Here is a 13,009-nt window from a genome sequence, read left to right on the forward strand (position 1 = left end):
TGGAGCGAACGACCGCCTGAGACGTTGAGATCTGCGCAGATCGCAGGCGGCGCGCCTAGGCTGACCCCATGCACTACCTGCTCGGACTCGCAGCACTCGTCCTCGGCGCACTCATCGCCACGCGCCGCACCCGCCCCACCTGGTTCGTCGTCCTGACCTGCGTGCTGGTCGCGATCGGCGCACTGCTGGCCATCCTCAGCTACACCCGAGTGACCGACCCCATGGGGCTGCTCGCCAACAGCATCCTCGGCTGGGTGTTCGTCGGCCTGTCGATCATCACGATGCTCAGCGCGGTCTTCGTGCTCGAGCGCCGCGGCGAGCACGGTGAGGAGCTGCCGCCGCTGATCGGCGACAACCCCTTCGACGGCGACATCGACGACAGCGACGACCCCGTGCGCGGCCGCGGCTCAGCAGCGGCAGAAGCGGCAGTGCTGGGCGGTGCCGCGTCGGCCGGCGCTGCGGGCTCGGTCGCCGCGGGATCGGCCGGCTACGCGGGCGTCGGCGCGGCCGGCGCGGAGGCGTACGCCGCCGACTTCGCCGATCAGCCCGTGCGCGACGGGGCGGCGCCGACCGACGCCGACTACGACGCGTGGGAGGCCGCGGGCGAACCCGAGCGCTCCGCCGACCGTCCGGGCCCGAGCGACGCGGCCGAGAACGGCACGACGGTCATCGGCGCCGACCCCGACCTCGCGACGCCCCCGGCCGAGACCGACGTGAATGCCGCGCCCGAGGGCACCGACGGCGCCGAGACCGACGACCACCTGGGCACTCCGCGGCCCTGACGCATCCGCTCGTCACCCCGGGCGACCAGCGGCCCTGACGCATCCGCTCGCCGTCACCCGGCAGCCCGACCGCCGAGCTCGGTCGCACGCCCCAGACGCGACGACGCCCGCCGATCCACTCGGCGGGCGTCGTGCGTGGGGCGGGTGGCGTCAGGCCTTGTCCTCGCCCTTGGTGTCGATCTCCTCGGCGAAGGCGGGCGGCTCGTCGCGGCCGGCCTCCTCATCGGCCTCGGCATCGGCCGCGGTGGCCTGCACGATGCCCTGCGCGTGGTGGGTGGGCGCGTAGACCGTGTAGAGCTTCAGGGGCTCGCTGCCGGTGTTGATGATGTCGTGCCATGTGCCGGCGGGCACCTGCACGCTCCAGCCGTCGATGACGTCCTGCTCGAAGGGCAGATCCTTCTCGGAGGGCCCCATCACGACGCGGCCCTGGCCGGCGTCGAGGCGGATGAACTGGTCGGTGCCGTAGTGCACCTCGAGGCCGATCGAGCTGCCGGGTTCGATCGACATGAGCACCACCTGCAGGTGGGCGCCGCTCCAGGCGACCTGGCGGTAGTTCGTGTTCTCGCGCGAGGCGGTCTCGATGTCGAACGCGTTGCGCTGCGGGCCGTTGTCGTGGATGTCCATGCGTCGATCCTGCCCCTCGATCCTGAGCGGCACCAGGGTGCGGATGCGGTGATCAGTGGGCGGTTGGCGCCGCGTCGTAGGTGAGCCACCGCGTCTTCGTCGCGACGCGGTCGTAGAGGCGCTGGGCGGTGGCGTTGTCGTCGGCGGTGATCCAGCGCACGACCGAGGCGCCCTCGTGCGCGGCGATCGCCTGCAGACGGGCGATGAGCGCGCGGCCGACGCCCTTGCCGCGCGCGGCTGGGTCGGCGAAGAGGTCGTCGAGGTAGATGCCGGTCTCCCCCACCGATGGTCGCGCGAAGCGACGCCAGTGCGCGATGCCGACGACCTCGCCGTCCAGCTCGGCGACGAGCGCCTGCACCTGGCGCGCCGGGTCGAGCGCCCACTGCCACACGCGCTCGGCGACCGCGTCGTCGTGCGGGTTGCCGTAGAAGGTGCGGTAGCCGTGGAAGAGTTCCTGCCACCGCTCTCGGTCGGCTGCCGCCAACGCTCGCACGCTGATCTCACTCATGGGGTCACGGTAACGCGACCTCGCCGTCCCTCACGGCTCAAGCGATCTGAATGCGCTCGTCGCCGAACTCGACCTCGATCCGAAGTCGCCCGCCAACGGCTTCGACGTAGCGTCGCAGCGTGTCCACTTGCGAACGCTCGATGTCACCTTGCTCAAGCCGAGACACACGATTCTGACTCACCTCAAGACGCTCCGCCAGTTGCACCTGCGTCAGAGCAGCGGCCTCTCGAAGTTCGCGAAGCCGGTACGCGCGAACTTCCTCCAGCATCCGCTTCCTGTGCTCCGCGATCCGCTTCGGATCGGCCGGCCGAATGGCAAGCAGCTCTTCTAGCGTCATTGACATCACAGCCTCCTTAGTCGTTCCAGGTGAGCATCGAATCGTGCGTCGGCAATCGGCACGTTGACGGTGTACCAACGGTTTCAATTGCCAGCCTTGTCGCCACCGACAAGGACGACCGCATGCCGTTCCGGGTCGACGCGAACAGCAGCCGCAACTCGGAGCGCCCGCTCGACCCCGGCCGGAGCTCTTTCATGTTCCGGTGCCGTGAGCCCGCGATCGAGTCGACCAAGGGTCGCCCCAGTTGGGGACCGTGCTCAGCGAGCACTTCCAAAGCACCGATCACCTGGTCATACGAACGATCGTCCAGCGACATCAGCCAATCCTTCACGTGTCGGACGTCGACGGTCCACGCACGGCTCACGGTACAACTCTTAGGTAGTACACCACAAGTGTTGTGGTGCTGCGGCAAGCGTGGAGTGGACTTATGCTGTGCGCGGAAGCCAGAGGGATCGGCGGCGCACTCGAGGAAGTCGGTGCGCGAGAAGGATGCGCTCGAGCCGCGTCGGCTCGAGCAGATCTGCCCAGACCCAGTGGGCGGTGTCGTTGTCGACGCGCAGATCGTCGTCGCGGAACTTCTCGCGCGCCAGCGCCTCTTGGGGCGTGCGGCCCTGCTCCGCGGCGATGCGCCCATATTTCTTCATGCCGTCGAACTCGCCGAGCAACGGACGCGGGAGCTCTGGCAGCACCCAGCGGAAGTCGGGGAAGTACTCCGCTCCGCTGCCCCCAAGCACTGCCTGCTGCAGCTGCGGCGCCGAAAAGCCGAGCAGATGCATCACCACGCGGCTCCAAGACTCGCCCACTGACTCGGCCCTGCCGTCGGCGAAGGCGATCGCGGCTTCCGCCTTCGCGCGTCCCATGCGGCTCTGCCGCGCGAGCGCCTCGCGGATCGCCGCCTTGGTGGTGCGCTGCTCGTGGAGCGCCGCATCGATCGCCGCGACCGCGACCCGCTGGTCGCGATGCCGCGCCAAGTCGGCCAGCGCATGAGGCAGCGAGACCACGAGCAGGCCGTGGCACTCGACGATGTCCGCATCGTCGAGCTCGGCTCGATCGTGCTGCACGCCTGCCTTCAGGCCGGCCGTCTTCGAGCCGCCGGCGGTGAACACGCGCTCGGGCTCTTTGCCGTAGGGGTTGCCGTGGACCGCGAGCGCCGACTCCCGTGCGAAGATCGGGCGCTTGCGCACCTCGGCCACGGCCTCGATTCGCGCGAGGTAGCGCACGCCGTGCGCATCTTCACCGACCTCATCGGCGCGGGCGTACACGCCGTGGCGAATGCGGACGAGCGTCGCATTGCGCGACGGCTGACCCGGCGACTGCTCGAGCAGATCACCCGCTCGCTGCACCAGTGCGCGCTGCTCCCAGATCCGAATATCCGATTCCCTCATGGGCGGGAGGGTGCCGCACCGCGGCTCTGGGGCGCAGCGTCGGCGGGCTGCCTTGTGGATGGCTCGCGGAGCCACGCGCCGCGCCCACACGGACCCGATCGTGAGCGATGGACCCGATCGTGCGCGGCACCATCCTCAGATGGACCGGTTCTTGACGGGAGGACCCGAAATTTCGGGTCGCCCGATCACGAACGGGTCCGTGCGACGGGTGGCAACCGGGCGGCGCACGGCGGACGCGAGGCGCGGCAGGGCGGACGCGAGGCGGGGCGGCGCGGGTGCGGGAGAATGGGTGGATGCGCATCGAGTACCCGGCCGAGCTTCCGGTCAGCGAGGCGCGCGACGAGATCATGGCGGCGATCAGCGCCAACCAGGTGGTGATCGTCGCGGGCGCCACCGGGTCGGGCAAGACCACCCAGCTGCCGAAGATGCTGCTCGAGCTCGGCCGCCAGAGCATCGGCCACACGCAGCCCCGCAGGCTCGCGGCCCGCACGATCGCCGAGCGGCTCGCAGAGGAGCTGCACGTCGAGATGGGCAGCGAGGTCGGCTACAAGGTGCGCTTCACCGACCAGGTGAGCAAGGGCACCCGCATCAAGGTGATGACCGACGGCATCCTGCTAGCCGAGATGCACCGCGACCGCGATCTGCAGACCTACGACGCGATCGTCATCGACGAGGCGCACGAGCGCAGCCTCACGATCGACTTCCTGATCGGCTACCTGAAGCGCCTGCTCCCCCGCCGCCCTGATCTCAAGGTGATCGTCACGAGCGCGACGATCGACCCGGAGTCGTTCAGCCGCCACTTCGACGACGCCCCCATCATCGAGGTGTCGGGGCGCACGTTCCCGGTCGACATCCGCTACCGGCCGCTCGTCGCCGAGGCGAAGGATGCGTCAGGGCACGGTGGCAGCGCGGGGCGCGCCGGCGGCGGCGCCGGCGGTGGTGCCGGTGGTGCCGGTGGTGCCGGCGGTGGCCCCGGTTCCGCGAGCGCGGGTGCCGACGGAGACGACGGCACCGACGACGAGGACACCCAGGACCTCGACCCGGTCGAGGGCATCGCGGCGGCCCTGAAGGAGATCGAGCGCGACGACGCCGGTGACGTGCTGGTGTTCCTGCCCAGCGAGGCCGACATCCGCGACGCGCAGGATCAGCTGCAGGGCCGGCTCGGCCAGCACACCGAGATCCTGCCGCTGTACGGCCGCCTCAGCGCCGCCGACCAGCACCGCGTGTTCGAGCAGAGCACCCGCCCCGGCGTGCGGCGTCGGGTCGTGCTCGCCACGAATGTGGCGGAGACGAGCCTGACTGTGCCGGGCATCCGTCACGTCATCGACACGGGGACGGCCCGCATCTCGCGCTACTCGGCCCGCTCGAAGGTGCAACGGCTGCCGATCGAGGCGATCAGCCAGGCGAGCGCCAACCAGCGGTCGGGGCGCGCGGGGCGCGTGGCGCCGGGCATCGCGATCAGGCTCTACTCGGAGGCCGACTTCGAGAAGCGGCCGGAGTTCACCGACCCTGAGATCCTGCGCACGAACCTGGCGGCGGTGATCCTGCAGGCGGCGAGCCTGGGGCTCGGGCCGCTGGCGGAGTTCCCGTTCCTGCAGCCGCCCGCCGCGCGCGACATCAAGGACGGCAACGACCTGCTGCTCGAGCTCGGCGCGATGAGCAAGTCGGGGGCGATCACGAAGATCGGCCGCGAGCTCGCGCGACTGCCCGTCGACCCGAGATTCGGGCGGATGGCCGTGGCCGGCCGGGATGCGGACGTCGCGCACGAGGTCATCGCGATCGTCGCCGGGCTGACCATTCAGGACCCGCGGGAGCGGCCGCTCGAGCGGCGCGAGGAGGCGGATCGGCTGCACGCGCGCTTCGCCGACCCGACGAGCGACTTCCTCTCGCTGCTGGCGCTGTGGCGGTACCTGCAGGAGCAGCAGGCGGCGCTGTCGGGCAGCGCGTTCCGGCGGCTGTGCAAGCGGGAGCACCTGAACTTCCGGCGGGTGCGCGAGTGGCAGGACGTGGTGCGGCAGCTGACGCGGGCGATGGGGCTGAAGCGGGAGCGGGTGAGCGCGCGGGTCGAGGAGCGCGCCGGCGGAGCCGGCGGCCCGCAGGTCGAGGAGCGCGCCGGCAGAGCCGGCGGCCCGCAGGTCGAGGAGCGCGCCGGCAGAGCCGGCGGCCCGCAGGTCGAGGAGCGCGCCGGCGGAGCCGGCTCGCGTCACGAGGCCGTAGGGCGCGAGGGGTCCCGGTCTCGTGACGCGTCGCCGCTGCGCGGCGGCGCTCCTCGACCTACGGAGGGTGACGACCGCTACGTCGCGACGGTCGACGCGGTCGCCGTGCACAAGGCGCTGCTGGCGGGGCTGCTGGGCCGCATCGGCATCATCGACGAGACCGGCAAGGCGCAGCAGGCGCGGCCCGGCGAGAGCAAGCGCCAGCACGATCGCCGCACCAAGCAGCGCGCCGAGTACCTCGGTGCGCGCGGCGCGCGGTTCCAGATCTTCCCGGGCTCCGCGCTGGCGAAGAGCCCGCCCAGAGCGGTCATGGCCGCCGAGCTCGTGGAGACCAGCCGCCTCTTCGCCCGCACCGCCGCATCCGTCGACCTCGCCTGGGCCGAGCCGCTCGCGGGCGAGCTGGCGAAGCGGCAGGTGAGCGAGCCGCACTGGGAGCGCAAGCAGGGCGCGGTGGTGGCGTACGAGAAGGTGACGCTGTTCGGGGTGCCGATCGTCGAGCGGCGCCGCATCCAGTACGCGCGCATCGACGCCGAGCACGCGCGCGAGCTGTTCATCCGGCACGCGCTCGTCGAGGGCGAGTGGGACAGCCCGCAGGAGTTCGACCGCAAGAACCGCGAGCTGCGGCGCGAGATCGAGCGGCTCGAGGAGCGCCAGCGGCGCCGCGACCTGCTGGTGGGCGACGAGGCGGTGTTCGAGTTCTTCGACGCGCGCATCCCCGCCGATGTGGCGAGCACGCGCACCTTCGAAGGCTGGTGGCGAAAGGCCCGCGAGGAGACCCCCGAGCTGCTGACGATGACGCGCGAGGATCTCACGGGCGAGGATGCGCGGGTCGACCACGAGCAGTTCCCCACCAAGTGGTTGCAGGGCGAGCAGCGGTTGCGGCTGAGCTACCGCTTCGAGCCCGGCACTGCCGACGACGGGCTCACGGTGCACGTGCCGCTCGCGGTGCTGCCCAGGCTCAGCGAGGCCGGGTTCGACTGGCTCGTGCCGGGCATGCGCGAAGAGCTGCTGACCGCGATGATCAAGAGCCTGCCCAAGCACATCCGCAAGCACGTGGTGCCGGCGGCCGACTGGGCGCGCAGCATGCTGGCCGAGCTGCCGGCGGCTCCCACCGACCGCTCCCTCGCCGAGGTGCTGGCCGCGCGGGTCAGCCGCACCGCCTACGTGCAGGCGGCCGGCACCGACGTCGACTGGGGACGCATCCCCGACCACCTCAAGCCCACCTTCGCGGTGGAGGATGCCCGCGGCCGGCGCCTCGGGCAGGGCAAGGACCTCGAGGCGCTCAAGCGGCGCTTCGGCCAGCAGGCGACGGCGCAGGTGGCGAAGGCGGCCGTGAAGGTGACGAGCGATCTCGAGCGCGACGAGGTGCCCGGCTTCGACCAGGATCTCCCCGCCCACATCGACGTCAAGCAGGGCGGCAACACGGTGCGCGCGTACCCGGGCTATGCGGTGACGGGCAAGGGCAGAGTGGGCATCCGGCTCGCGTCGACGAGCGAGGCGCAGCAGCGCGACCAGCGGGCGGCGGTGCGGCAGCTGCTGCTGACGCAGGTCAAGAGCCCCGCGCCCTACGTGCAGGCGAACCTGACGGGCGCCGAGAAGCTGGCGCTGGGCGCGAGCCCCTACCCCTCGACCGACCGGCTCTTCGACGATCTGATGCTCGCGATCATCGATGCCGAGATGGCGGATGCGGTGCCCGCGTCCGCGGCCGAGTTCGCCTCGGTGCGCGGCCGGGTGGAGGCGGGGCTCGTCGACCGGATGTTCGCGCTGGCGAGCCAGGTGGCGCGCATCCTCACCGCTGCCCGGAACGCCGACAAGGCGATTCGCGAGGGTGCGAGCCTGGCGCACATGGCGGCGCTCGCGGACGCCCGCGCGCACCTCGAGCAGCTCATCTTCGACGGCTTCGTCAGCCGCACGGGGCTCGAGCGGCTGCCGCGCCTGGAGGTCTACGTGCGGGCGATCGTGCATCGCGTGGCGCGGCTGCCCGAGACCGCCAACCGCGACCGCACCTGGATGACCGAGGTCGAGCAGGCCACCGCCCTCTACACCGCGGCCGGTGGCACGCTGCCGCTCAAGGACGGGGCGACGGATGCGCTGGTCGCCGCCCGCTGGATGCTCGAAGAGCTGCGCGTCAGCCTCTTCGCGCAGCAGCTCGGCACCTCGGGCCCGGTCAGCCTGCAGCGCATCCGCAAGACGCTGAGCGCCTGACGCAACGCTCGGCGGGTCGGCCGCGGTGTGGTGCCGCAGCCGGTCCGTCGGGGCTCAGCAGCGGGTGTAGCCGGCGACCGCCGCATTGAGCGTCGGGATGCCGCCGAGCAGCACGACGCGACTGGGCATCCAGCCCTCGAGCGCGGCGAGCGTCGGCGCGGGCATGCAGCTGTTGCGCGCGAGCACCATCGGCGCACCCGCGGCGCCCGCCGCCGCCGCGCCCGGCAGCGCGTCGGCGAAGCCCAGGCCGCTCGCGACCAGCACCGTGTCAGCGGTCGGGAAGAGCCCGCCGATCAGCGTGGCCGTCTCGAAGCGGTTGCCGCCGGCGAAGCGCTGCACCGTCGGCACCGCCGCGTCGACGCTCGAAGCGATGCCCGCCGAGACCGAGTTCGCGTCGCCTGCGATGCCCACCCAGCCGACGCCGAGCGCGGCGAGCGTCTGGAGCGTCTCGGCGTCGGCGGTGGGCGCGTTGCCGCGCACCAGCAGCACCGGTCCGTCCCGCAGCGCAGCTGCGGGACCGGCCGTCAGCGCATCCGGGAACTTCGCTCCGGTCGCCAGGAACGCCGCCGGCGCACCGGTCGGGAACGCGTGCGCAGCGATCAGCCGGCTCGTCTCGTAGCGGTTCGCGCCGCCGAGGCGCGTGACCGTCGGGCTGCCCGGCAGCCCCGCGACCTGCTGCGACGCCGCCGCCGAGACCGACGGCGTACCGCCGACGATCACGACCTTCGCCGGCTGCAGTCGCGCGATCTCATCCAGCACGACCTGCGGCACCGAGCCCTGCGGGGTCAGCAGCACCGGTCCGCCCTCGTGCGCGGCCGCAGGTCCGGCGGCGAGACCGTCGGGGAAGCTCGTCCCGCTCGCGAGATAGACCACCGGCGCCGTCCCCGGGAACGAACGCTGCGAGATCGCGACCGAGGTGGCATAGCGGTTCGCGCCCGCCAACCGCTCGGCCGTCGGCAGCGAACCCGGGTCGGGATCCGGGCCCGGGCCAGGGTCCGGTCCTGGGTCGGGATCGGGGCCGGGACCAGGCCCCGGGTCGGGATCAGGGTCCGGGCCGGGATCCGGGTCGGGCGTCGGCTGCGTGCAGCCGCCGGCGATCGGCTGCAGGTCGGCGCGCAGCTCTCCGGTGATGCCGGCCATCGTCACCTGGAAGCTCGTCGCCCCGGTGAGCGTCTCGGAGTCGCGCCAGTACTCGCGGCAGAGCGTGTCGGCCCAGAAGCCGAGCGTGTAGGTGCCGGGCGCGACGCCCGTGAACCAGAACCCCTGGACGGCGCCGAAGACGTCCTCTGAGCCCCACCGGTGCTCGTCGACGAGCACCCAGGCGCCGCCGACCTGCCGATACAGCTCGACCACCGGGATGCCGCAGGTGTCGCAGTCGACGCTCAGCGGCCCGCCCGAGTCGCCCCGGATCGTGTAGTCGCCGGTGAAGCGTGCGCCCGCGTGGCCGGTGAGCGTGAAGCTGCGGGCCTCGCCGACGGCGACCGTCACGGCGGTGCCGACGAGCGCCATGCCCGACGCTGTCCACTGCTCGGTGATGATCACCTTGCCCGGGTCGAAGGTCGCGCCGGTGTTGGTCAGCTGCGACTCGAGCTGCAGTTGGAAGGCGCGGCCGGGCTCGACCGGCAGGGTGAACGGCGCGTTGGCGCCGGGGGCGATCGAGAGCTGCGCGACCAGCGGCTCCTCCTGCGGCATCGCGTCGAGGTAGACGGCGCGCACCTGCACGTCGACGGCGGGCACGGCGCTGGCGAAGTCGAGCATCACGCTGCCGGTGACGGTCGTGGCCGCCGGCATGGTGACGGTGGCATCGACGTGCTGGCGGTCGGCGATCGAGACGGTGCCGGTGCGCGAGGGCCACACGCCCGGCAGCCACTGGCCGTAGCCCGGGGTCCAGGAGCCGATCGAGGCGATCGCGCGGTAGTCGCCCGGTGGCACGCCCTCGATGAGGCAGCTGCCGGTGAAGGTGCTGCAGCCGATGTTGGGCACGAACTCGAACGAGCCGTCGGCCTGACGGCGCACCAGGCTCACCATCACCTCCTGCTCGGGCGCGGCGCCCGCGAAGGTGGTGGTGATGGTGGCGCTGCCGCCCACCATCAGGCGCATCGCCCGCGACTGGGTCGCGCCCTCGACGACCCTGATGACCTGCGCATCCGCCAGCAGGAACGCGTTCGGGAAGAACGACTCGGCGTACCCGCCGTAGCTCGCCCAGATGCGGTATGCGCCGGGGTCGGCGTGGATCGTGACGGTGCCGGATGCGTCGGTGTAGCCGTCGAAGAGCAGCCCGTTGGGGTCGTCGGCGGTCACCTGCACCCACGCGTTCTCGACGGGCAGGCCGGTGTCGTCGGCGGTGATCGTGACGATCACCTCGCCCTGGCCGGGCGGTGGTGCCGCCTGCGCGGGCGGTGCCGTCGCCGGTAGGACGGCCAGGCCGACCGCGAGGGCCGCCGCGACGGCGAGCGCCTGCAGGCGCGTCCATCGGCTTCCAACGGTGGTGCGCGCTGCCTCTGCCACGGCCGCCTCCTCGTCGAAACGGTGGTATCGACACCGTAGGCGAGCTGCCCCAGGAGTACCGCCCCGCCCGCTCAGCACTGGCTCAGGAGTGCGGCAGAACGGCAATAGCCTGGAGGCACCATGGACGACAACCGCTACGGCCCCAGCTTCCAGCGCAACGCGCTCGCCCCCGGCATCCTCGCCGCGCTCGCGCTGGTCGCCGCGCAGCTGTGGCTGGCGGGCGCGTGGGATGAGGTGCTGCGGTACGTCATCTCGATCCTGGCGCTCATCGTCGGCTGGTTCGCCATCCAGGCGAAGCACTGGTGGTGGGTGCCGGTGTTCGCCGCCATCGCCGTGATCTGGAACCCGATCGTGCCGTTCGAGTGGCAGGGCGAGGCGCTCACCGCGTTCTGGTTCTGGGGCCACCTGGTCGCCGCCGCCCTGTTCGTGGTGGCCGGCTTCCTCATCAAGTCGCCGCGGGAGGACTGAGCCCCCGGCTCCACCTCCTCGAGCGGGCCGCGGCGCGCGGCCGCGCGACCCCCGCGCCTTCACTGCCTGGACGCATCCGGACCGTAGTATCACCTGGTGCGCGCATACTCCGAGGTGCTGAAGGTTCCCGGGCTGGCGCGCATCATCTTCAGCCAGCTGATCGCCCGCTTCCCCGCGGGCATGATGTCGCTCGGCATCCTCATGCACATGGAGCACCTGCACGGCTCCTACAGCGCCGCCGGCCTCGTGCTCGCCGCGTTCTCGGTCGGGATGGCCACCGCCGGGCCGTTCATCACCCGGCTGCTGTCGCGCTTCGGCACGCTGACGGTGCTGCTGGTGACGGCGGCGATCTCGGCGGGCGCGCTGCTGCTGCTGGCCACGCAGGCGGTGCCGCTGTGGGTCGACCTGCTCGCCGGCATCGTCGCGGGCGCGGCCACGCCGCCGGTGACGCCGACGGTGCGCACCCTCTACCCGCGCATGGTGCCGCAGCGGCTGCTGTCGCCGCTGTTCTCGTTCGACGCGGCGCTGCAGGAGATCATCTGGGTGTTCGGCCCCGTGCTGGTGGTCTCGCTGGTGGCGCTCGCCGGCACCGGGGTGACGCTGCTGGTGACGATCGCGATCCAGTTCTTCGGGGCGGTGCTGTTCATCCTCAATCTGGAGGTGCGCCGACTGCGCATCCCGCCGACGACTCGCAAGCTCGGCCGGGTGCTGCGAAAGCCGCCCGTGCTGCTGTCGGTCGTCATCTCGGCGATGTTCATCGGCGGCTTCTCGGCCGTCGAGGCCGGCGTGGTCGGCACCTTCGGTGAGGGTGCGCTCGAGGCGGGCATCGTGCTGGCCGTCTCAGCGATCGGCTCGCTCGTCGGCGGCTTCGCCATCGGCAGCCGCGGCATCGCACCCTGGTCGGTCGCCATCCGGCTCACGGTGGTGCTGGCAGGCATGGTGATCGCGCTGCCGATGACCGAGGTGTTCGGCCTCTCGATCGCACTGTTCATCGCCGGCCTCGGCACCGCGCCTGCGCTCGCGGCGTTCTCGGCGATCATCGCCGGCACCGTGAAGTTCGCCGACACCCCCGAGGCCTACGCCTGGATCGGCACCGGCCAGCTGCTCGGCGCCGCCGTAGGCTCGGCGCTCGCGGGCGTGTGCATCGATGCGGTCGGCGGCGTCGGCGGCGTCTGGGTGGGCGCGGTGATGGTGGCGATCGCGGCAGCCATCGCAGCCATCTTCCGCCGCCACCAGCCCGACCTGCGGCACGGCATCGGCGACCCGCCCGACACGGCGCCGATCGAGCTGCCGCGCTGAGCCCGCAGAAGAAATGGGTCACGAACCGCTCTTCCGATCGCCGATCAAGCGCAGAAAGTGACCCATCTTCGGATGAAAACGCGAGGCGGGCGCGGCGGGCGTAGCGTGGCGGCATGAGCGAGCTCCGCGAGCGCCTCCGCGCGCTGCCCACCTTCCCCGAGACCATGCCGGTGCTCGACCCGGGGGCTGTGCCGACGCATCCGCTCGCGCTCTTCACCACCTGGCTCGATGACGCCATCGCCAGCGGCGCGCGGCAGCCCAACGCGTTCACGCTGAGCACCATCGGCGAGGACGGCGCTCCCGCGAGTCGCACGCTCATCGTGAAGGACGTCGACGAGCACGGCCTGCACTTCTCTTCGAACCGCGGCTCGCGCAAGGGGCAGGAGCTCGAGCGCAACCCGGTCGCGACGGCGCTGTTCTTCTGGCGCGAGCTCGGCCGCCAGGTGGAGGTGTCGGGCTTCGTCACCGAGATGGGGGCGGATGCGTCTGCCGCAGACTGGCGGGAACGCCCCAGCTACGTCGGCCAGCCCAATCCGGAGTGGGTGCTGTGGGCGCTGGAGCCGACGCGGTGCGTCTTCCTGCAGGCGACGCTCGACCGCAAGCACGTGCGGGTCGAGTACCTGCGAGGCGGCGACGGCTGGGAGCACCGGCAGCCGACGACGCCGGCCGGCTGACCG

At 71.9% G+C, this 13,009-nt stretch carries 11 protein-coding genes; 5 read left to right on the forward strand and 6 right to left on the reverse strand.

All coding sequences use genetic code 11. The annotated features are described in order from the left end of the window. Window positions 1-68 precede the first annotated feature (68 nt). Window positions 69-782: a hypothetical protein gene (locus BM288_RS01900; RefSeq protein WP_092915322.1), complete on the forward strand. Its 714-nt coding sequence runs from the start codon at window positions 69-71 to the stop codon at window positions 780-782. A 150-nt stretch (window positions 783-932) separates the two neighbouring features. Here the strand turns inward: BM288_RS01900 and BM288_RS01905 are convergent, their stop codons facing one another. From BM288_RS01905 to BM288_RS01925, 5 genes are all read right to left on the reverse strand, one after another. Then, window positions 933-1,406 carry a cupin domain-containing protein gene (locus BM288_RS01905; RefSeq protein ID WP_092915324.1) on the reverse strand — a complete coding sequence of 158 codons (474 nt, stop codon included), beginning with the start codon at window positions 1,404-1,406 and terminating at the stop codon, window positions 933-935. Between the two features lie 52 nt (window positions 1,407-1,458). Next, the gene (locus BM288_RS01910) at window positions 1,459-1,914 is read right to left on the reverse strand and encodes a GNAT family N-acetyltransferase (protein WP_092915326.1); all 456 of its coding nucleotides are present in this window, start codon (window positions 1,912-1,914) and stop codon (window positions 1,459-1,461) included. Between the two features lie 37 nt (window positions 1,915-1,951). Beyond that, the gene (locus tag BM288_RS01915; RefSeq protein ID WP_092915328.1) at window positions 1,952-2,257 is read right to left on the reverse strand and encodes a helix-turn-helix domain-containing protein; all 306 of its coding nucleotides are present in this window, start codon (window positions 2,255-2,257) and stop codon (window positions 1,952-1,954) included. 10 nt (window positions 2,258-2,267) lie between these two features. Next, window positions 2,268-2,567, reverse strand: coding sequence for a type II toxin-antitoxin system RelE/ParE family toxin (locus tag BM288_RS01920; protein ID WP_318255277.1), 300 nt, complete (start codon window positions 2,565-2,567; stop codon window positions 2,268-2,270). A gap of 109 nt (window positions 2,568-2,676) precedes the next feature. Further along, window positions 2,677-3,636 (reverse strand): hypothetical protein, encoded by a 960-nt coding sequence (locus BM288_RS01925; RefSeq protein ID WP_143102980.1) that lies wholly within the window; start codon window positions 3,634-3,636, stop codon window positions 2,677-2,679. A gap of 293 nt (window positions 3,637-3,929) precedes the next feature. On the opposite strand from BM288_RS01925, the gene BM288_RS01930 reads away from it, so the two are divergent. Then, window positions 3,930-8,057 (forward strand): DUF3418 domain-containing protein, encoded by a 4,128-nt coding sequence (locus tag BM288_RS01930; protein ID WP_092915332.1) that lies wholly within the window; start codon window positions 3,930-3,932, stop codon window positions 8,055-8,057. Between the two features lie 54 nt (window positions 8,058-8,111). Here the strand turns inward: BM288_RS01930 and BM288_RS01935 are convergent, their stop codons facing one another. Then, complete coding sequence (locus tag BM288_RS01935; RefSeq protein ID WP_092915334.1) at window positions 8,112-10,565, reverse strand: cell wall-binding repeat-containing protein; 2,454 nt, start codon at window positions 10,563-10,565, stop codon at window positions 8,112-8,114. A gap of 120 nt (window positions 10,566-10,685) precedes the next feature. On the opposite strand from BM288_RS01935, the gene BM288_RS01940 reads away from it, so the two are divergent. The 3 genes from BM288_RS01940 (at window position 10,686) to BM288_RS01950 (ending at window position 13,006) form a co-directional block, all read left to right on the forward strand. Continuing rightward, complete coding sequence (locus BM288_RS01940) at window positions 10,686-11,033, forward strand: DUF6804 family protein (RefSeq protein WP_092915336.1); 348 nt, start codon at window positions 10,686-10,688, stop codon at window positions 11,031-11,033. Window positions 11,034-11,129: 96 nt separating this feature from the next. After that, window positions 11,130-12,332, forward strand: a complete 1,203-nt coding sequence (locus tag BM288_RS01945) for an MFS transporter (RefSeq protein ID WP_318255278.1) — start codon at window positions 11,130-11,132, stop codon at window positions 12,330-12,332. Window positions 12,333-12,445: 113 nt separating this feature from the next. Beyond that, window positions 12,446-13,006, forward strand: coding sequence for a pyridoxine/pyridoxamine 5'-phosphate oxidase (locus tag BM288_RS01950; protein ID WP_092915338.1), 561 nt, complete (start codon window positions 12,446-12,448; stop codon window positions 13,004-13,006). Window positions 13,007-13,009: the final 3 nt, after the last annotated feature.

Source organism: Agrococcus baldri (genome assembly GCA_900114805.1).
Lineage (GTDB): Bacteria > Actinomycetota > Actinomycetes > Actinomycetales > Microbacteriaceae > Agrococcus > Agrococcus baldri.

Coding starts and splice junctions, on each gene's coding strand:
- BM288_RS01940 (WP_092915336.1), top strand. CDS start 10,686: ATGGACGACAACCGCTACGGCCCCAGCTTCCAGCGCAACGCGCTCGCC.
- BM288_RS01920 (WP_318255277.1), bottom strand. CDS start 2,567: ATGTCGCTGGACGATCGTTCGTATGACCAGGTGATCGGTGCTTTGGAA.
- BM288_RS01930 (WP_092915332.1), top strand. CDS start 3,930: ATGCGCATCGAGTACCCGGCCGAGCTTCCGGTCAGCGAGGCGCGCGAC.
- BM288_RS01915 (WP_092915328.1), bottom strand. CDS start 2,257: ATGTCAATGACGCTAGAAGAGCTGCTTGCCATTCGGCCGGCCGATCCG.
- BM288_RS01910 (WP_092915326.1), bottom strand. CDS start 1,914: ATGAGTGAGATCAGCGTGCGAGCGTTGGCGGCAGCCGACCGAGAGCGG.
- BM288_RS01925 (WP_143102980.1), bottom strand. CDS start 3,636: ATGAGGGAATCGGATATTCGGATCTGGGAGCAGCGCGCACTGGTGCAG.
- BM288_RS01900 (WP_092915322.1), top strand. CDS start 69: ATGCACTACCTGCTCGGACTCGCAGCACTCGTCCTCGGCGCACTCATC.
- BM288_RS01905 (WP_092915324.1), bottom strand. CDS start 1,406: ATGGACATCCACGACAACGGCCCGCAGCGCAACGCGTTCGACATCGAG.
- BM288_RS01950 (WP_092915338.1), top strand. CDS start 12,446: ATGAGCGAGCTCCGCGAGCGCCTCCGCGCGCTGCCCACCTTCCCCGAG.